Source organism: Rhodococcus sp. NPDC059968 (assembly GCF_042738615.1).
GTDB lineage: Bacteria > Actinomycetota > Actinomycetes > Mycobacteriales > Mycobacteriaceae > Rhodococcus_F.
The window spans coordinates 1-18,412 of sequence record NZ_JBHWUE010000020.1; the positions used below are offsets into that span (position 1 = coordinate 1).

Sequence of the window (18,412 nt, forward strand, 5' to 3'; positions counted from 1 at the left end):
GCAGGGCTCAGGGGAAATGACTACCGGGTGCCCACCGCTGGGGAGGACGTGGTGGCCGCATGGCTGGATGCGACGGCCGGGGTACAGGCTGCCCTGAAGTCGGAGGCGACCGCCCAGCAGGTATTGGGTGCCGAGTTCGGCAACCTGCCTTTCGAGCAATTCGTCCGGCGGATGGCGTGCGCCGACACGCTGATTCACACCTGGGATTTCGCGCGCGCCACCGGGCAGGACGAACACCTCGATCCCGAGGCCGTCGAGCTGGCCCGAACCTTGCTGGTCGCAGAAGACGACCGGATCCGGCTCCCCCACGCCTTCGGGGCCAAGGTGGCGCCCACAGACAACGCCGACGCCCAGACCCAGCTGTTGAACTTCTTGGGCCGCACCACCTAACAGAACGAACTGCGTGACGCACAGAGTCCGCCGCACGGCTCTATTGCCGGTGACCAGAATCCGGCAGCCGTCGCACCTTCATCGCCGCGCGGCGAGATCGGCTGCGCTGAGAGAGAACACCGAACCCTCAATCCACGACGAGGAACCGGCGGGCGAGGGGATCGGATGCCGATCACTGCCGCTGCGGGCGATCACCACCGGATCGGTGATCACCACCTCCCCGAGCCCGGTACCCGGCGATCGCACCGTCCCCGGCAGCCCACTCCCGCCCGAACACCGCCACCTGCACCTCCCACACACGCAGGGTGCCATACGAGAACAACTGTCCCCGGCGAACTTCTCGTGCGAGAACTCCCCGACCAGATGACCAGCAATCGGAGATCGAAGAACCGAACTCGAACCCCGCCTCACCAGCCAGTTCGACCATCAGCGCCACACAATTGCGCACCCATGATGTCCGGGTGCGCATGAACACAATCGCGACCGCGCTGCCACACCGGCTCCACAGCGTCGCGCAGCGCGATCTTCGCGCCGCAGACCTGCTCTGCGGCATCGAGTTCGAACGTTCCCACGAAGACCGCCAGACGACCCCACACCAGTTGTTCTCCAGCGGTGCACAACTCGTAGCTCCAGTCGATACACAACCGCAGGGTCTGTTGCCGCGTCGGAGCACCTCGGCTGCCACGGGTCAGCAGAGTGAAGCGATCGGTCAGCCGCCCCAGGATCTGCTCGGGCGACATCGCCCGCAACCTCGCCGCCGCCAACTCGATCGGCAGCGGCAACCCGTCGAGTCGATGGCAGATCTCCGCCACCGCAGGCGTGTTGTCCTGGCGTTTGACCCGTCCGGTGAAGATCGCCCGTTGGGTGCCTCGGCCGACGAGAATCGGAATCCGCTAGCAACTCGCGGATTGCACTCGTAACTCATGAAATCCATCAGCTACGAGGGCAATCATGCGCGAGCCCCAAAGTCCGGCGCCCAACGTTATGACCAGCTGAGATCGGCCGATGCCTCGGGCGGCGCCCCGAATGAACCTGCGCACACTCCGGTACCGGTCCAGTCCTTCCGTTAGGGGACCTGCCGTCTCTGCAGGTCAACGCTTCATTCTGCCGGATCAATAGCCGGTCGGACGAATCGTCATCACTCCGCCGGCCAGGTATCGGTGGCCCGTACCCTTGCCCCATGTCCGCTGATCCCGGCAGCATCCGCGCCGACGGCCACCAGGCGCTGCCGAACCTGGCCGTACAGGATGCATCGGCGGCGGCCCGCACCGGAACGGACATCGAGCTGCGGATCCACACGACCATCGTGCCGTTCGACATCGCGGCAGAGCTGTGGTTCCGGCCGTGGCCGGGTTCGCGGTCACGGCCATCGTGCACACCGTCGACGAACAGACGGGTCGGCCACTGTGTCTGCCGCCCGCGGAGCCTACCGAGTGGGCGCACGCGATCCTCTCGACCGTCGATACTCCGCAGGGGTACTTCCTCGGCGCCGTCGACCCGGACACCGGCACCCATCGACGCGGGCAGCTCGCCTACCGCCTATACCTCGACACCGACCGGCAGGCGATCCCGGTGCCTCCTCGGGTGCTCACCTGCCCGCACTATCTGCTGCCTGCCATCGCCGGCAACGAGCAGATCACCATTCCCACGACGGCCTGACGCTCACCGACGGAGCGGCGCAACCAAATCTGATCTTGACCTGCGTCCCCCAGTAACCAATACACGCGGCCCCAACCGGGTCGGCTGGTACGACGCGGCGATGGCGCACCGCGCGGCCACAACATCCTGGACGTGGTCGTCACAGCCTCCGGAGACCGCGACCCGGTAAGCGCGGGTACCGATTGTTTCGGTGAGGTCGGTGACCGTGGTCGCGATGGCCGCCGCGACGAGGTGGGCGTGGGCCAGACGATCGACGCGAGCTGAGGACTCCACGAGGCCGGCCACGGTCGTCCTCGGCGGCAGCGAGTTCGGCGGACCGGGTCGGCCACAGTCCCCGCTGCCTCACGCAGCGCCCGCACCGCGTCTTCGATCTGGGTTCACGCTCGCCCCGCCGCCCACCGGAGGTCCCAACCCCGAACCCAGCTGCCACCCGACAACGAGATGAGAGGAACCGCCCCTCATCTCGAGTGTCGGTACAACTGGAAACCTCGCCCCGCCACGGCCAGCCCACCGGCGAACGATCAACCAGTCCGGCGGCCCGACGCCCGAACAACAGGCCCCCCTTACGCTCCGAGCTACGGGCAGATGTGACAGCCGGGCACCAGATCCGCGCGCATACCCATGCCGACCGCGGCATCGACGATCCGCGGCCACATCCTCGGATCCGCCAGCGCGAAGTCCTGGACCTCCCCGCGCGCACTGCGGACCACCTCGACCCGAGACTCGGTGTTCCACAACGCCAAAGCGGGACCGTTCGAATGCGCAGCATTGTAATAAACCCCGCGGATCCGCTGCCGAGCCACCGGCTGATCCTCATAGATCGCCCGCGCCCATGCCTGGGTACGCGGACGTGGATAGTCGCCGGTGGCCAACGACGGCAACGCACCGATCCGCATCGCCGCTCCCTGACCCCGCAGATCGAGCACAGCCAGCGGCGCCGTCGGTCGCAGCAACGCCACCCGGTAGCGCGGGCACACCGCGGCAGCCGGGTAGTCGCCGAACACCTCACCGACTGCCGTGGCCACGTTGCCGGCGACATACAGCACCGAGCGGCCTTCCGGGCACTCACGCGGAACGCCACCCGGGCCCGGCAGGTGCGGATCCAGCCGGTGCAACGGCCCGAAGCTGCGGTGCGTGATCCCGTCCGGGGTGTGCGGGGACGGGTGATAGATGCGGCACCACCGCCATGGGTGCCCGGCGCTGGGGTCGCGCCACCGCCACATCCAGCCCTGTCCGCCGTGCAGCGGCCGTGCCGGTGCGGCGAGTGCGGCTACCACGCGGCCGCGGTACCCACCTGGGCCACCCGCACCACGTCGTCGACGTGCCCGGCTGCCAGGGCCTCGGCCGGAGTTGCCTCGTCGAGGTCCCGGTTCGGGGAGAGTGCCCATTCGGTCAACGACACCGCTCCTCCGGCGAACACCGCACTCACCTGCGCGAGTCCGGGCACAAATCCCAGCTCCGAGTCCGCGTGGAATTGCCAGGACGGCAACCTCCACTCCCGCCCCTTCTTCAACCCGACCAGATCCCCCGTCTTGAGGCGGTCGAGGACCGCCTGCTCGGAGACGTCGAGCAGTTCCGCTACCTCCGGGCGGGTCAGCGACGACTCCACCACCGTCCGACGCGCTTGGTACTGCCGGCGCAGGTTCGCCAGAGCGGCCCGTTTACGCTCGGCCGACGACGGTCCCGGACCCCACAATGCGGGATCCAGTCCGTCGCCGTCGTCGCCGACCACCCCGAGCACGAAACCCTCCCGCTCGCTCTCCGGCACACTGGCGAGCGCATCCTCGAGGACTGTCGGAAACCCCGCCGCCCGGCCCGCGCGGCCCTTCCGCCCGGCCGCCGCCGTACGAGGGTTGGTGCGTCCAGCGTGCGCCTTGGTACTCATACCTCAATGCTACGGCACTAACCAAGATAAACAAGTTACGCAACCTGCGGCCTCCGGAGCGATATGAGTCTCCAACACGTCGACCGCGTCCATCCCACTGGCCGAGTTTGCCGGGCACGCCGCTGGGGGGCCGTGAGGACGACCCCGTAGTCGGATCACGCGAGAGGCATGTCGATGAACACTGTCACCACCGGCATCGTCGCCGGTGCAGCGGGACCACAATGCTCAGTGCCTTCACCTACCTGGACATGGCGATCCGGGGCCGCTGCGCGAGCACCGTCCCGGAAAAGACGGTCGAGTCCGTCGCATCCACGCTGAGCGTCGCGATACCGGGACGCGGTGACGCGCTCGCGGCGAGGCGGTCGGCGTTCGGGGCGCTCGGCGGGATCGCCGTCGGCACCGGACTCGGCGTGGCCGCGGCCCTCATCCACAGGCCGGCGCCCGGCTGACCCCGACCGCGGGAACGGTCGGGATCGGTCTCGCCGCGATGGCGGCCACCGACATCCCGATCGCCCTGCGCGGCATCAGCGACCCGCGGCAGTGGACCGCCGAGGACTGGCTCAGCGACCTCGTGCCGCACCTGGTCTGCGGCGCCACCGTCACCACCGTGCTACGGCAACAGGAGAAGGTCGCGGGGCGCCGGGCCGACCCGGCGGCGGAACGGTCGAGCACCGTCCGCTCGGCCGTGATCGGGGTGGCCAGCGGCCTGCGCAGTTCCACCGGCATCGCGGCAGCACTCCTCTCGAGCCGACAGGGCCCGGCACACCGAACCCGGCTCCTCGGCGCGACCGCGCTCGTCGGCGGCGAACTCGTCGCCGACAAACATCCGAACGTGCCGTCGCGCCTCGCCCCACCCGCGCTCGCCGGACGAGTCGCCGCAGGCGGCGCAGGAGCGGCGGCACTGGCCCACCGCGACCGGGCCGACACGGCCTCGGCCCTGATCCTCGGAAACCATCGGCGCTCTCGCCGGCTCCTACGGCGGCGCGCGGTGGCGGCAGTGTGCCAGCCGGCGGATGCCGGACTGGCAAGCCGCGCTCGCAGAAGACGCCGTCGCGCTCACGATGGCCGCGGCCGCACTCCGACATCCCACCCGGTCCTCGCCGGTCGGCGCGTCGAGCTGACGCCGAACCATCGACGCTGCACGATCCGTCCGGCTGGGCCGCCGAGACCGGTGCACCACCCGATGCACCGAAGCGACCCTTACGTGGCCGCCATCGTGCTGGTCGCCCGCGGTACCGGTACTGCTACTGATGCCCTTCGACTGGCGCACACCGACCACAGAACCCCGTGACCCCGGGCGGCGGTCGCGCCGCCGGACCCTCTAATCTGGCGGGTCCGAACACGCAGAGCATGAGGTACACAGCCATGGCCACCGACTACGACGCACCGAGAGTCACCGAATCCGACGAGACGGATACCTCCCTCGAACAGCTGACTGCCAGTAGGAAAGACACCCAGTCCCCCGTCGTGGACGTCGAGGACACCGACACCGCCGAATCCTTCGAGCTGCCCGGCGCCGACCTGTCCGGAGAAGAATTCACCGTCCGCGTCATCCCGAAACAATCGGACGAATTCACCTGCACCAGTTGCTTTCTGGTCCATCACCGCAGTCGACTCGCCAGCGGCGTACAGCTGATCTGCCGGGACTGCGCCTGAGAACAGGCGATACATCCGAGGGACGCATCTGCTGACCCTCGAAACATGGTGCACCCCTCCTGAGGTCACCTACCTGACCGGAATCATCGCCGCCGTAGTGTCACCGCACCGCACACACCCCAAGCACCCGAACACCCATCCGAGGGCACGGGGGCTGAGCACGTTCTTCACCGGGCCGTAGACGGCCCACACCACGGGCCAGTACCATCGGGCTCCGCCCGCCCCGGTCAGCTCCAGGGCCGCCGCGACACCGGCGTGCCGCTCCCGGGGTCGTCGCGGCAGTACTGCTCGGCGATCTCGTCAGCTTCCCGAGCCAGCCAGGTCAGCTCCCCCACCGCCTCATCCCCGAGCAAGATCAGATCCGCCCACCGGCACTGCGGCCCACGTACGCACACCAACTCCAGCCCCGAATCCGACAACGTCTGCCACGGCTGCTCACCCGCGGACGACCCCATGCCACCCATTCAACCGCAGCACAGGACGCCTGCGCGAGAGCCAGACCCGCCCTGTCCGACCGCAGGCACCCACACCACCTTTCGCCGCTGCCGGGCTGAACCTGCACCGCATCCCTACCGACTCATCACTTCTCGATGCGCTCCCGGGGGTGCGTGCTCCTGGGGCAATTTCCTCCTCCAACACGAGCACTCAGGGGCAGCGCAGTCTGCTCTGTGCTGGTTCAGATGCGAGGGCCACACAAAGTTTCGTACGGCGATGTCGAGAATGCGGGACCGCCTCCGTCCCTGCAGTGAACGCGACCACAACGGGGTCGCAAACCTGCACCGAGGAGAAACCCCATGGCCAAGTACCCGCTGCTCAAGCACTACCGCGGCGCCCCGGCCGCCGTCACCGACATCCCCATGGACCAATGTGCCCCGCAGGAGATCGCCGCCCACATCCACTACATACAGGACTTCGCGGCCCGGCTCGAAGGCACCGGCGAGTTCGTCGACGGTCAAGCCGCCAGATTATCTCCTTCGACCTGACCACTCCCCTGGAGGTGTTCGACTGGGGACGGCTCCCTGAGGACGGCCCGGCGATCGCGTTCGTGTCTGCGTGGATCACCCGGTGGGCGCCGGACTGTTCCTCATCGACGCGCCCTGAACGCTCGAGACCTGTAGCGAGAAACCTACTCCTCGGGTCGTGTGGACTGCGTGTGGCGCACCGATCGTCGCCAACTTCCGGCGTAGCGAGAAGATGTACGTATTGAGGACCTTCTTCGTCCTCGATTCAGTAGCGACCCCCCACACGATCAGTAGGAGATGCTGACTGAGTACAACGCGGCCAGCATTCATGGCAAGCACGACCATGAGGTTGAATTCCGTCTGAGTGAGGGTCCTGCGCAATCCATTGCGTTCGACAGTTCTGCACACCCAGTTCAAGGACAGACTCGGCACATTCGGCGGCGAGGTCGGTTGCGGTATGAATTTTGTACGGCGAAGTATCGCGCGAATCCTCGCCACGAGTTCCGCCTCGCCCACCTGCACGTCGAGGACATCATCCGCGCCTGCCTCTAGAGCGGCGATCCGCTGATGACTGGAACGACACTGACTGATCACGACGACTGCGCCCTCGAATCGTGTAGCCCTCAGAGTCCGTACCGCGTTTTGGGCTTGACCTCTCGATCTTAGGTCGAGGACCGCCACATCGACGGTCGCGACACCGGCAGTTCGAACATGGTCGATGAGGAGTTGTTCCACATCCGCATGTATGAGCAACACACACAGCGGGACTGCCGCCGGGATGCTGAATGAGTTCACACGCATTCCTCGGATTGCCTCTTAAGAGCTCCTCGGACCGAGGATCGGCCCACAGAGGGGGCGTCGGCAGCGCGTCGCATGATTTCCCCTCCGCGGAGCCGCCGTCTGCGGGTGATGCGTGACGGGGTGAACCGACAAGCCGCGCGCGCCCAGCGTCTGGAGGACCCGGCCTGCCACGACGATGGCGGCGTAGTGCTGCGGCCCGGTGGTTTCAAGACCAAATCGAATTGGACGAATGAGCCTGGGGCTCAGCGTCGCCGCGCCGATTCTTAAGATCGACGAGCTAGGCAACCCATCGCGCGAGGATCTCGGCGGAAGCCTCGTGGGCCTGGATCAGGCCGGCATACGCGCAAGCTCCCCGTCGGCTGGGGTCAAAGACGTTCGGTCCGATCGCCTCGACAGCTGCCCTGTTGGGTGTGATCACGGTGACTTCCGCAGTTTCGCGCAACTTGGCCGCGACAGCATCGACGGAGTCGAAGCCAGCCGTCGACTCCGGCACCGGCGCGATTACCAAAACGCGGTCGAATCCCGTGCCGAGTTCGGCATTGGCGGCGGAGATCATTCCTCCATCGATCCAGTTTCGTCCGCAAGCACGGACCATAGGCCAGATGCCGGGTACCGCACCGCTGGCGTTGGCCGCTTCGACGAGGCTTAAGCCGGATGAACTATCAAGCACTACAAGCTTTCCGGTGTCGGCATCGATGGCGGTTAGTCGAAGCCTGTCATTTGGCCAGCGGTCCGCGCCGAGGCGGTGTCGGACGACTCTGAGCCGCACATCTGGACTTACGGGGTCCGACGTGCGGGCGATGTGGCCGTATGCCTTTGCCAACGGGATCGCGTTGCCATAGTTGGCTTGGACTGCCTCGCTGTATCGCTGCGCGAGGTCGTCCGGCATCGCGACCGCGATCTCGAAATCGTCAGGTTCGAATTGATCACGATAGCGCTGCGCGATGTCGGCGCCGCTAGCGATCAGGGTCGCAGCGAATGCTCCTGCGGACGTGCCGTATAGCGCGTCGGCGTGATCGGCGAGACTGATCCCGGACTCGCTCAGACCGGCTAGCACGCCAATTTCCCAGGCGATGCCGGTGACTCCGCCGCCGCCCAGGACTACCGCGCGGCGGATTTCACTGTGGCTCATGTTCTTCCTTGTCGTTACGTGCGATACCGCAGGGAGGTCGGAGGCGTCAGTCGACTGTCTCTCATGTGGATACCTCAGGCCGATGCCGTCTCGCGCATCAAAACCGGGAGTTGATCGCGAAGTAGGTGGGCGGCATTCTCCCAAGTCAGGGATGCGGTCAGGTCCGGAACATCGATTCCGCAGCTCGCGACTTTTGCCGCCATCTCCGAGGGGGTCGGTGGCAAGTCGGGTGATCCTGGTGGGAGCGCAAGAGTCGCTTCCGCGCAACTTCCGTCGTGTCGTTGGACGGAGATTCTGACGTCTCCTGCAAGCAGGTTGTCGTCGCTTGTTTCTGGGAGCTCGACTGTTACCAGGCGTACCAAGGAGTCGGCGTCTGGCCGCTGAACCGCGGCGTCGGTGAAGCTGGCAAATCCGGGAAAGTCATCGAGAAGGGCGGTGGCGAGAGCGTACTCGAGGCTGAACTTGCCTTCGAGCCCGGTCGTCGGGTTGTGGTGGATGAGGGGCCGCACGGTGTCGGCGGGCGTACACACTCGAATTGCCGCAATATCCCGGATCTCGAGTTCCGAGCGGATCGAGCGCATCGCACCGATCGGCCGTTGCATCGCGTAGCAGCACGGGAAGAGTTTGATGGCGAGCCCGTTAGGGATCGCCGACCCGGAAGTGTCGATGGCGATGTGACGAGCTCCGACCAACGCCAACCAATCGTCGACGACGCGCAGATCGGACCGGGCCCCCGCCCGAGCAAGAAGCGCAGCGCGTAGGCCCGCCTCCGCCGCAAATCCCACCTGTAAAGGCTTGCCGGGCGTTCCGAAGGCCCGTTGGGCTCCGCCGGCTGCGGGTATGGCGAGTGAGATGGCATGGGCTGTTTGCTCGATATTGAGTCCAAGCGAGAGGGAGGCTGCCACCGCGGCGGCCGGCGCCCCTGCTGTGCACGTCGCATGCCATCCTCTCGCGTAGTGCGACCATCCAAGCGCGTTGCCGAGGCGCGCCATCACGCCTGCACCTGCGAGGTATGCCTCCGCGGTCCCGCCAGCGGCGAGCACCGTGGGGACGATCACGACGCTGATGTGTGTCGTCGATTCCATGTGGAGGTCGTCGAAGTCGAGAACATGTCCGGTCGACGCCCAATGCGCTAGTTCGCTCAATGTGGACGTGGTCTTGACGAGGGGGTGATCGCGCGCCGCGAGGGTGACAGCGATGGTATCGACCAGTGAACGTTGCGCTAGCGAGAGGTCGGTGTCAGTCGGGTGCAGGGAGTGTGCCCATTCAGCTAAGGCAAGTGCGATGGTCATATCTATATCTCCATGGTGCAAGCCGGCTCAAACTAACCGGCAGATTCGAATCGCAGGTGTGGTGTCCGTATGTCATGAGGGGACGCTGTGGATCTGCGCGACAGCGCGAGGAGACGTACAGCTCCTCGCGCATCTGGCCTCAACGCGGCGAGAGTACATTTTCGATATAAAGTAGCATATCGAGAATAGAATGACACCGATTCCTGCTGCACTCAGCAGTCGAAGCGCCCAACCGTCCTCATTGTGAGCGGCTTTCCGGGTGACCTGGTGATCGTGCGACCGGCGCCGCCGGCACCCGCTTGTTGCTTTTGTTACGCACGACCCGCAAGTCGATCTAATGTGGTGGCGAAGCCGGTTTCGCAACTGTCCACGATCAACACCCGATTCCGCAGCAATTTCGCCTACGTCGACGGCGTACTGACCGACGGGACAGTGATTCCGTTGATGCGACTGCTGTACGGCGGATCCGCCAGGGTGTGGGGATTCGCGATCTACCTCGGCAGCAGCGGCAAGTACCAGGACTCGGTGCTGCCCAACGGAAACTTCGCCGGCAGTCCCGAGGACGCACTCGACTGCGCCTGTGGCCTGTACCTCGGCGACCCGACCGCCTGGCAACATCCCACGCCGAAATTATGAATCAGCCCATTTAGTTAGCAAATAGGGACGAGCTGCAACGGTTTCAGCCACCAGCCGATGGTCGCCGTTGATATCCCACCAGCTTCGCCGCAATCGTCGACCACGGCGTCCGCAGCGGCGCCCTCACCTTCTACCGGCAACCCGGAAGGCGCAGTGTCTAATCTGCGCCGCAGGGTTTTAGGCTCCTATGCGGGCATGGGCATGGCTTTACATGCATGATCGCGGTGTCATCGCACACCGGGCTGTCCCTCTTCGACGCCGACCGCTATCGCGGCGCCCTCGCCACTTTGTTCCCGAGGGCGCAGACCTACATGTCGACTCGCTCGCGATCTGATGCGAGCGGCCGGGCAGATCGACGCCGGGAAGGCTGCGGCGCATGAGGCGCCCATGGCGATGCGCTTATGTGCGGAGCCAGATGCCTCCGCCAAGCTTGTCGTGAGCTTTCGGCGGGCACCGTTTGTGACTGAGCATCACGTCGCGGAGAAGTCCCACAAAACTCGCATGTACGTACCGTGCCCCGCTGATAGCAACAGCCTCGTCAAAGTGCTTGTGGCGACGAAAGTAAGCGGGCTTCCCCGCTCGTACCAGTTGTGTCTTCGGCTTGCCGCTGGGCATCATTTTCAGCAGCAGCCAGGCGTTCATCAATGTGTCGTGCGAGTTGCTCGCCAGATCGATGAACGTGGTCGAACATCTCAGAGCGGGCCGCCTGCGCGTCGTGCCGACGGATGGCTTCGAGTAGACCTGCGTGGTCATCGATGGTCGTTTGTGACCAGCCTTTGATGTCGGCGTAGAAACTCTGCGGGGAGTATCGAGAGACAAGCGTGAGGACCCAGGCCAGTCGCGGGGATCCCGAAGCGAGGTCCACTTCTTTGTGGAACTGTTGATTCCAATATCCGAGTGCCTCGATGTCGCCTTCGTTCGCGGCTGATGTCAAACGTTCATGGACGTTCTCTATCCGCATGATGCCTTCGGGCGTGATCCGGTCTGCTGCGCGTGCAGCGAGTTCGCCGGCGATGAACGATTGGGCAACGAACATGTCGCGAATGTCATCACCAGTTATCCGTGCAACCGCGAAGCCGCGCCGTGGGGCCAACTCCAGGAAACCTTCCGATCGAAGAGCGTGGAGTGCCTCCCGTACCGGGGTGGCGGATATCCCCAGATCCGAGGCAATCAGTTCCGGCTTGACGCGGGTGCCGTGCGTCCACGTTCCCGACGTGATCTGGTTGCGAATGTAGGACGCGACTTCATCACCGATCCGAACGTCCTCCGGCCGCCCGGCGCGCTCTGCCGCGCTTTCCCCAGAATCGCCAGGGACCACCGCTTTGCCTGCAAGTTTGCTGGCGGCATCGGCGACGGTAAATCCACGCCGGGGGGCGAGCACGACCAGCCCTTCCGATCGCAGAGCCTGAAGAGCCTCGCGCACGGGCGTGGAGGATATGCCGAGGTGGGTGGCAATCAGTTCCGGCTTGACGCGCGTACCAGGGCCCCACCCTCCGGAAATGATCTGGTCTCGCACATATGCTGCCGCTACATCCCCCAGTTGGCGCCGTTCACCTGGAGTGTTCGCTCCCTCAGCCATGTACCACCTTCCGCGCACCAGACCCTCAACCGGAACCTCAAAAGGATATAATATCGGAAATCTGCTACAGGTCCTTGCAGAACTCCGCCAGCACACGAATAGTGTCGTCGCCCAGCGCGGGAACGCCGTCCATTCGCGGTTCCCAATCTCCGTTGACTGGTGGGACCAGGCTGCGCAGCGGGCCGACCGGAGAATCGATCTGACGCCACCGCCCCCGCGCCTCGAGTTGTGGGTGTGCCGAGAAGTCCTCCATCGTTCGCAGCGTTGCGTTGGCGATCGATGCCGAATCCAGCCGATCGGTGACCTCTCGTCTGAGGAGAGATCTAAGAACAGGACGAATAGTGGCCTCGAGTTCCGATCGATTCTGCACGCGGCGGGCGTTGTCGGCGTAGCGCACGTCCTCGGTAAGTTCGGGACGTTCGACAACCTCCGCGCAGAATCTGGTCCACTCGCGATCATTTTGAATGGCGATAAACACGACGCCATCAGAACAGTCGAACGGTCCATAAGGTGCGATCGTGGCGTGCGAGGCTCCCGTCCGCGCCGGAGACTGGCCACCATATTCGGCGTAAAAGTAGGGGTGCCCCATCCATTCACCCAATGCTTCCAACATGGACACTTCGATGTGCTGACCAACGCCGGTGCGGGATCGCTTGAGAAGGGCGGACAGAATGCCGCTGTATGCGTACATGCCGGCGGCGATGTCTGCGATGGAAATCCCCACCTTGGACGGGAAATCTGGTGTGCCGGTGACGGAAAGCAACCCGGCCTCGCATTGGATCAGGAGGTCATAGGCCTTCTTGTCCTGGTAGGGTCCGCCTGCGCCGTATCCGGAGATGGACGAATAGACGAGCGCCGGGTTGACCCGAAGCGATTCCTTGGCGCCCACCCCTAGACGATCCACGGCTCCCGGAGCGAGATTTTGCACGACAACATCGGCGCCCGCGATGAGCTGCCGGAGGGCCGCAAGGCCGTGGGCGGACTTCAGGTCGAGGACCACGCTTTCTTTCGAGCGGTTGAGCCAGACGAAGTAGCTCGCCATCCCGTGCACTTGTGTGTCGTACTCGCGGGCGAAATCTCCGGTGTTCCTCTCGACCTTGATCACGCGTGCGCCGAGATCGGCGAGTTGCCGCGTGGCGAATGGAGCCGCGACCGCCTGCTCGAGAGATACGACGGTGATGCCGTCCAAAGGTCTGTCGGTCACTGGTTCTCCTCGCTCTCTTCCACGGTCCGACAGCTGCATCCCACGACGGGGCGATTGCTCATCTCTTCCTCAGCGGCGGTGAGGATTCCGACGTCGCCGCGGGAGCGGGAGGTGCGTGGATCGCGAGTAGATCGTGTTGCCGGCGAAGCCTGGCGCATGGAGACGGGTATCGTCCCACTCGCGTTCCGCCGTAGCGTTGGTGGGGGGTCGACTACCGATTGCCCAGCGACGAGAGCGGAAGGCGAGTTAAGCAGTGGCCGGACGAATCCGGCTCCGGATGCGCAGTGAGCGTCGAAGGGAACTTTCGCTGTGTCCTGTATGAGCAGAGCGAACCACCCGTTGTCCGTGTCGGTGACTGGCTTCCCGAGCGGGTGATAGGAGGTGTCTCCGAATTCGAAGTCCCTGACCAGCCGGCCTGTCCAGCCATCCATGGTGCCGGATGTGCGGGTTTCGCCGGGTGCGCTTGTCGTGGGTATGTTTGTCATCTTTTCCCTTTGTTCAGAGAGGAGCGAACTCTCTCCATGGCTGATGTCTCTATCCGTTCGGTACTTGCGGCGGTCAGTCGGCCCGTGCGGATAGACAATGGCGCCGACCTCGTCCATCTCTTTTCACTACGCCGACCTGCCAAGGCCCGGCTGGACTCCCCAACCGGCTACTGCGCGGCTCCCTTCGCGTGACTTCTTCGAGCGCACGGCATCCCGGCCGGGCCCCGTCGTGCGCAGCCGACCTCCACTCGGTTGCGGGTTCGGCTGCGCACAACGTGCGGAGGATCTCAGCGGACGATGAGGGCACCTTCTTCAGGCGTGCGGGACATTTCCCAGTACTCCACGTGCATAAACGGGGTCGGGAGGATCGGCCGGCCTTTCTGGTTGGTGTAGTAGGTGTGTGCACCGCGCTCGTGAGCCCAAATCGAGCCGGCCATCCGCTCATCCAGTGCGCGGTTGTACTCCTCGAATGCTTCCTGAGTCACCTCCACCGAGCGTCCGCTCTCGTTGACGAGCAGCTGAAGGGCTTCCATCGCGAAGTGGTCGACCACTTCGGCCATGAAGTTGTGCCCCCCGGCGTGCGACGCGCCGGTGTTCGGGCCGGAGTTGACGAACAGATTCGGGAAACCCGGAACCATCCCGCCGAGATACGAGGAAGGGTTGTTGTCCCGCCACACGTCGCCGAGTTTCACCCCGTCCCGGCCTACGACCTCGATCGGTGAGATCCAGTCCAGCGTCAGGCCGGTTGAGTAGATGATGACGTCCAACTCGATCAGTTTTCCGTCGACCGTGAAGATTCCGTCGGGGACGACCCGCCCGAGCTTCGCAGTCTCGACGTCCACGTGAGGGAGGCTTAGTGCGTAGTAGTAGCCGCCCGGCTCGAATCCGCTTGGATCGCGCACGAGGCGTTTGCCAACGGGCGCATAGGTGGGCGTGACCTTTTTCGCGAGCTCGGGGTCCGAGCCGAAGCAGTCGTCGATGTACTGCAGGAACGACTGCATCACCGCGTCGTTCGCGGGAGAGATCGAAAGATGGTCCTTGGCCCATTCCGGATCAACCCGGACCATCGGATAGCCGTTGTAGTCGCTGGTGCCCCAATACGCCTTCAACCGACTCCAATGGATGTAGTAGGGCAGGTTCTCCTTGGTCCAGATTTCGTCGTCAGCGATGATTCCGGCGCCCATAGCGTTTGGGCTGATCCAGTGCGGTTGCCGCTGGAAGACGGTCAGGTGGCCGACTTCCGAGGCGATCTTGGAGATGATCTGGACCGCCGTTGCGCCGGCACCGATGATTCCGACGCGCTTGCCGCTGAGGTCCACCGAGTGGTCCCACCGGTTTGCGTGCCAGGAGGCGCCCTTGAAGCTCTCCCGACCGTTGAGATCCGGGTACAGCGGACGGTTGAGGTGACCAGCTGCGGTCATCACGGCGGTGGCTCGGATAGTCCGGGACTCACGGCCGTTTTCGACGGTGGTGATTTCCCATTCAGCGTCTTCTTCGATCCACTTCAGGCGCAGAACCTCGGTGCGGAACTTGATGTGTTCCCGCAGCCCGAACCGGTCGGCTAGATCGTTTAGGTACTGGAAATATTCCGATTGGATCGGGTAGTAGCGACTCCAGCTGGGATTCAAGTCGAACGACAGGGAGTAGTACACCGAGGGCGTGTCCACCCCCGCGCCGGGATAGTCGTTCACTGCCCATACCCCACCGACTTCACTACCGGACTCGAAAATTGTGTAGTCGAACCCGCGGTCGGCGGCCGACACCGCCGCGGCAAGGCCGGTCATGCCCGCCCCGATGATCGCGAGGTGGACCCGCGTCGCCGCGTCGCGGTTGATGGGCTGGATGGGGCGTGCCTCGTTGAAGCCACCCTGCTCGCGCAGCATTGCAACCCAACGCTTGTCGAGTTCGACGCCAGTAGCCAACGACATCATCCGTCGAAACGTCTCGTCGTCCAGATCGTCGCCCTTCAGATAGGGAAGTTGCTCGGCGGGATCGCGGTCGAGAGCCTTCACTGTCATCTCGATGAGCTCGTCCCGCGCGGCTCCCTGCGAATCCGCAGACGTAGTGAATGCGAATGGTCGGTTGTCATACGTCGCCAACACGCGGGGTCCGAAAGTGTCCAAGAGCTCCAGGTCGCCTGTCACATGTACCAGGGACAGCAGAAGCAATCCAGAATCCTGTGTTGCCAGGTGAGCGCGGAGATCGTCCTCCGACAAGCGACGACGCTCCACCGTCGTAGTGAAACGGTCCGCGATTGCGCTGCCCGTCGCCAGTTCCATCGTCATACGTACTCCTTGCTAAACAGATCGATTGATTCGATATAATATCGAATCTGAACATATCAGCATCGCGGCCAGGGTCAATCCCCAACCTGGAAGACACCGTGCGCAGTCTGGACATGACTCCCGTCGGCGATCTCACGCCAGTAGCATCAGTCCGCTTCCAGGGAGGTGCTCCGGCTGGCATATACGCTGGCCATTGGTGGTAACTGAGGCGATTGACGGGCACCTACGCGGCCGCGGCCGTCACTCCTGCGCCCCTGGAGGTGACGGAACCGCAATCGCGCAGTCTTGGAACGAACCGGCACCCAAAAGTCAAGTCTAGACACAATACATTCGGTCTAGTTTGATAGTGGACAGCGCCGACATCTTATTTTCGATAGAAAATCGTGCACTGCAGCGTCGGCAGGAAGCTGTGGGGTATGACCACCCGCGTCGTGGACGAAGCCAGATGTCCACGTTTCTCGGCACGGTGAGCGCGCACCGACCAATGCCCGCACCCGGCTGACCCTTCGATCTTCGAACAGCCACCGATCCGACAGACACTTTCATGACCCCTCGCCAACCACACGCGCGAATCTCGAGGTGTGGCGGTGTCTTTGGGCACGCCCAGCCGGTTCACCGCACTGTCAAACACAGTTGACACATCTCAACCCAGGGCATACCGAACCGATGGCCGCGAGGCTTCGAACCACATCGCTTTTCGGTTGCTAATGCGATCCACCCCTCTAGTGATCAGAGCACCGAAAGGGAACAGCAGAAAATGAGTACCAGAACCGTCAAGGGAGCGGTGATCAGGGCGATCGAGCCCGGAACCGAATCCAGCCGCACTGCGTGGGGCCTGACCTCCCTCCTCGTTCTCCTCTACATCGTCAACTACGCCGACAAGGCCGTTTTGGGCATCATCGCCCAACCGTTGGCGGAGGAGTTGGGTCTCAAGGCGTCACAGATTGGCCTTGTCAGCAGTCTCTTTTTCCTCACCTTCACCATCGGTGGGTTCTTCGCCGGTACGCTCAACCGTTGGATGACCCTGCGGTGGGCACTGGTCCTTCTCGCGCTGGGATGGTCGGTGTCGATGCTGCCGATGGTCGTCACCGCAACGTTTGCAGTTCTGATCGTGAGTCGGTTGCTGCTCGGTATCGCTGAGGGGCCCACTTCAGCTCTTCTGCACACTGCTGCCTATTCGTGGCACGCTCCCGCTCGGCGCGCTCTCCCAGGTGCGTTGCTGGCCGGCGCCGCGTCAGTTGCGAAGATCGCCGTGGCTCCGCTGCTGGCCTACCTCACCGTCACGATGGGGTGGCGAACAGCGCTGGTGGCCCTGTCGATCGCAGGTGTCATTTGGTGCATCGTGTGGCTGGCGGTGTGGAGGCAAGGCCCCTACGTCGGGAGCGGCAAGAAAAAGGAGACCGTCGATGGGACGCAGGCCGACTTGGTTGAGCCGTCCATCCCGTGGATCCGGATCTTCACCACCCGTACCTTCATCTGCGGCGTATTTCTGGTGATGAGTGTGTACGCCATGTCCTCGGTCGTCCTCACTTGGTTACCGTCCTACTTCGAGGTCGGCCTCGGCTACAGTCGCCTACAGTCGGGGTCCATGTTCGCATTCCCCAGCATTACGGGGTTGATACTGATGCTCCTGACTTCGACGATCGGCGACCGACTCATCACCCGCGGCGTGTCCAGTCGCGTCATCCGCATCGTGATTCCAGCCACCGGCGTGTTGATCTGCGGTGCCTTCCTTCTCATCCTGCCGGCCATCAGTGTCCCGGCAATGGCGGTGCTCGTAGTCTCGCTCGGCTACGGCTTCGCGTCTTCGGTATTCCCAATGCTCAACGCCGCGATCTCAGAAATCTGTCCGCCGCACCAGACCGCCGGAACGCTGGGGGTGTTCCTTGCGATCATGGCGACTGGTGGTCTCATCGCACCCTACGGGACCGGACTCATCGTCGACGCCGCGAGCACACCGGCCGCCGGCTACGCGACCTCCTTCCAGGTCCTCGGTCTCATCGCTGCGGTGTGCGCCCTGTTCGCGATTCTGCTGGCGAACCCCGAGCGGGACCGCGCGATCGTGCGTGCCGCCCAACGGCTTCAGTCGTAGATTGCTACGTGGCGGGTGGAGGAATGCTTCCAGGAGGCCATGAATGAGGCGATCTCGACCACGACCAGGTACACCCCCTCACCACACGGATGTGAATGCTGAGCCGTCTGCGACTTCGAACAGGATTACAGGCTGCAGTCGAAGATACCGGCGGCGAGCATCGAGATCAGGACGTGGGAGAGAGATGATCTCGCATGTGCAGCGTCGACAGGCAATCTCTGGTCGGAGTCGGTTGCCGAGAAGTCGACCGACTCGAGTGATGTAAACAACAGCACTGGGCCCGACATTGACTGAACCAGTCAATGTCGGGCCCGCAAACCATCCCAGCACACGCGTTTCCGCGAACGCCATCGA

The 18,412-nt window shown here is 64.1% G+C and carries 16 protein-coding genes and 3 pseudogenes; 8 read left to right on the top strand and 11 right to left on the bottom strand.

The genetic code is table 11. The features are described from left to right. Positions 1-390, top strand: a pseudogene (locus ACFWAY_RS18135) (TIGR03086 family protein); the annotation flags it as partial. A gap of 530 nt (positions 391-920) precedes the next feature. Here the strand turns inward: ACFWAY_RS18135 and ACFWAY_RS18140 are convergent. Beyond that, a pseudogene (locus tag ACFWAY_RS18140) lies at positions 921-1,214 on the bottom strand (hypothetical protein); the annotation flags it as partial. A gap of 314 nt (positions 1,215-1,528) precedes the next feature. Continuing rightward, positions 1,529-1,687, bottom strand: coding sequence for a hypothetical protein (locus tag ACFWAY_RS18145; RefSeq protein ID WP_378511627.1), 159 nt, complete (start codon positions 1,685-1,687; stop codon positions 1,529-1,531). Between ACFWAY_RS18145 and ACFWAY_RS18150 the strand changes: the two are divergent. Beyond that, a pseudogene (locus ACFWAY_RS18150) lies at positions 1,625-2,049 on the top strand (N-formylglutamate amidohydrolase). The gene ACFWAY_RS18145 and the pseudogene ACFWAY_RS18150 sit on opposite strands and share 63 nt — an antisense overlap. Before the next feature lie 575 nt (positions 2,050-2,624). Here the strand turns inward: ACFWAY_RS18150 and ACFWAY_RS18155 are convergent. Continuing rightward, the gene (locus tag ACFWAY_RS18155) at positions 2,625-3,326 is read right to left on the bottom strand and encodes an RES family NAD+ phosphorylase (protein ID WP_378511525.1); all 702 of its coding nucleotides are present in this window, start codon (positions 3,324-3,326) and stop codon (positions 2,625-2,627) included. After that, positions 3,320-3,934 carry a helix-turn-helix domain-containing protein gene (locus ACFWAY_RS18160; RefSeq protein WP_378511526.1) on the bottom strand — a complete coding sequence of 205 codons (615 nt, stop codon included), beginning with the start codon at positions 3,932-3,934 and terminating at the stop codon, positions 3,320-3,322. The genes ACFWAY_RS18155 and ACFWAY_RS18160 overlap by 7 nt, the downstream gene beginning before the upstream one ends. 221 nt (positions 3,935-4,155) lie before the next feature. Here ACFWAY_RS18160 and ACFWAY_RS18165 point away from each other — a divergent pair, with 221 nt between their 5' ends. The 3 genes from ACFWAY_RS18165 (at position 4,156) to ACFWAY_RS18175 (ending at position 5,590) form a co-directional block, all read left to right on the top strand. Then, the gene (locus tag ACFWAY_RS18165; protein ID WP_378511527.1) at positions 4,156-4,383 is read left to right on the top strand and encodes a hypothetical protein; all 228 of its coding nucleotides are present in this window, start codon (positions 4,156-4,158) and stop codon (positions 4,381-4,383) included. Between the two features lie 38 nt (positions 4,384-4,421). After that, positions 4,422-5,225 carry a hypothetical protein gene (locus ACFWAY_RS18170; protein WP_378511528.1) on the top strand — a complete coding sequence of 268 codons (804 nt, stop codon included), beginning with the start codon at positions 4,422-4,424 and terminating at the stop codon, positions 5,223-5,225. Between the two features lie 74 nt (positions 5,226-5,299). Next, complete coding sequence (locus ACFWAY_RS18175) at positions 5,300-5,590, top strand: DUF4193 domain-containing protein (RefSeq protein WP_378511619.1); 291 nt, start codon at positions 5,300-5,302, stop codon at positions 5,588-5,590. A gap of 227 nt (positions 5,591-5,817) precedes the next feature. On the opposite strand, the gene ACFWAY_RS18180 is transcribed toward ACFWAY_RS18175, so the two are convergent. Beyond that, the gene (locus tag ACFWAY_RS18180) at positions 5,818-6,045 is read right to left on the bottom strand and encodes a hypothetical protein (protein ID WP_378511529.1); all 228 of its coding nucleotides are present in this window, start codon (positions 6,043-6,045) and stop codon (positions 5,818-5,820) included. Positions 6,046-6,384: 339 nt separating this feature from the next. Between ACFWAY_RS18180 and ACFWAY_RS18185 the strand changes: the two genes are divergently transcribed. Further along, positions 6,385-6,573, top strand: coding sequence for a hypothetical protein (locus ACFWAY_RS18185; protein ID WP_378511628.1), 189 nt, complete (start codon positions 6,385-6,387; stop codon positions 6,571-6,573). 75 nt (positions 6,574-6,648) lie between these two features. Here ACFWAY_RS18185 and ACFWAY_RS18190 read toward each other — a convergent pair whose 3' ends face one another. From ACFWAY_RS18190 to ACFWAY_RS18200, 3 genes are all read right to left on the bottom strand, one after another. Next, entirely contained in the window at positions 6,649-7,347 is a 699-nt protein-coding gene (locus tag ACFWAY_RS18190) for a response regulator transcription factor (protein WP_378511530.1), read from the bottom strand. A 283-nt stretch (positions 7,348-7,630) separates the two neighbouring features. Then, on the bottom strand, positions 7,631-8,485 hold the full coding sequence (locus ACFWAY_RS18195; protein ID WP_378511531.1) for a patatin-like phospholipase family protein: 855 nt from the start codon (positions 8,483-8,485) through the stop codon (positions 7,631-7,633). A 74-nt stretch (positions 8,486-8,559) separates the two neighbouring features. Beyond that, the gene (locus ACFWAY_RS18200; RefSeq protein WP_378511532.1) at positions 8,560-9,777 is read right to left on the bottom strand and encodes an MmgE/PrpD family protein; all 1,218 of its coding nucleotides are present in this window, start codon (positions 9,775-9,777) and stop codon (positions 8,560-8,562) included. A gap of 342 nt (positions 9,778-10,119) precedes the next feature. On the opposite strand from ACFWAY_RS18200, the gene ACFWAY_RS18205 reads away from it, so the two are divergent. Next, complete coding sequence (locus ACFWAY_RS18205; protein ID WP_378511533.1) at positions 10,120-10,413, top strand: hypothetical protein; 294 nt, start codon at positions 10,120-10,122, stop codon at positions 10,411-10,413. A gap of 538 nt (positions 10,414-10,951) precedes the next feature. Here the strand turns inward: ACFWAY_RS18205 and ACFWAY_RS18210 are convergent. The 3 genes from ACFWAY_RS18210 to ACFWAY_RS18220 all read right to left on the bottom strand — a co-directional run bounded on the left by ACFWAY_RS18210 (position 10,952) and on the right by ACFWAY_RS18220 (position 15,966). Then, positions 10,952-11,992: a GntR family transcriptional regulator gene (locus ACFWAY_RS18210; protein WP_378511534.1), complete on the bottom strand. Its 1,041-nt coding sequence runs from the start codon at positions 11,990-11,992 to the stop codon at positions 10,952-10,954. Between the two features lie 64 nt (positions 11,993-12,056). Further along, on the bottom strand, positions 12,057-13,196 hold the full coding sequence (locus ACFWAY_RS18215) for a CaiB/BaiF CoA transferase family protein (RefSeq protein ID WP_378511535.1): 1,140 nt from the start codon (positions 13,194-13,196) through the stop codon (positions 12,057-12,059). 772 nt (positions 13,197-13,968) lie between these two features. Further along, positions 13,969-15,966 carry a flavin-containing monooxygenase gene (locus tag ACFWAY_RS18220; protein ID WP_378511536.1) on the bottom strand — a complete coding sequence of 666 codons (1,998 nt, stop codon included), beginning with the start codon at positions 15,964-15,966 and terminating at the stop codon, positions 13,969-13,971. Between the two features lie 757 nt (positions 15,967-16,723). Here ACFWAY_RS18220 and ACFWAY_RS18225 point away from each other — a divergent pair. Then, positions 16,724-18,058 (top strand): MFS transporter, encoded by a 1,335-nt coding sequence (locus ACFWAY_RS18225; protein WP_378511537.1) that lies wholly within the window; start codon positions 16,724-16,726, stop codon positions 18,056-18,058. Positions 18,059-18,412: the final 354 nt, after the last annotated feature.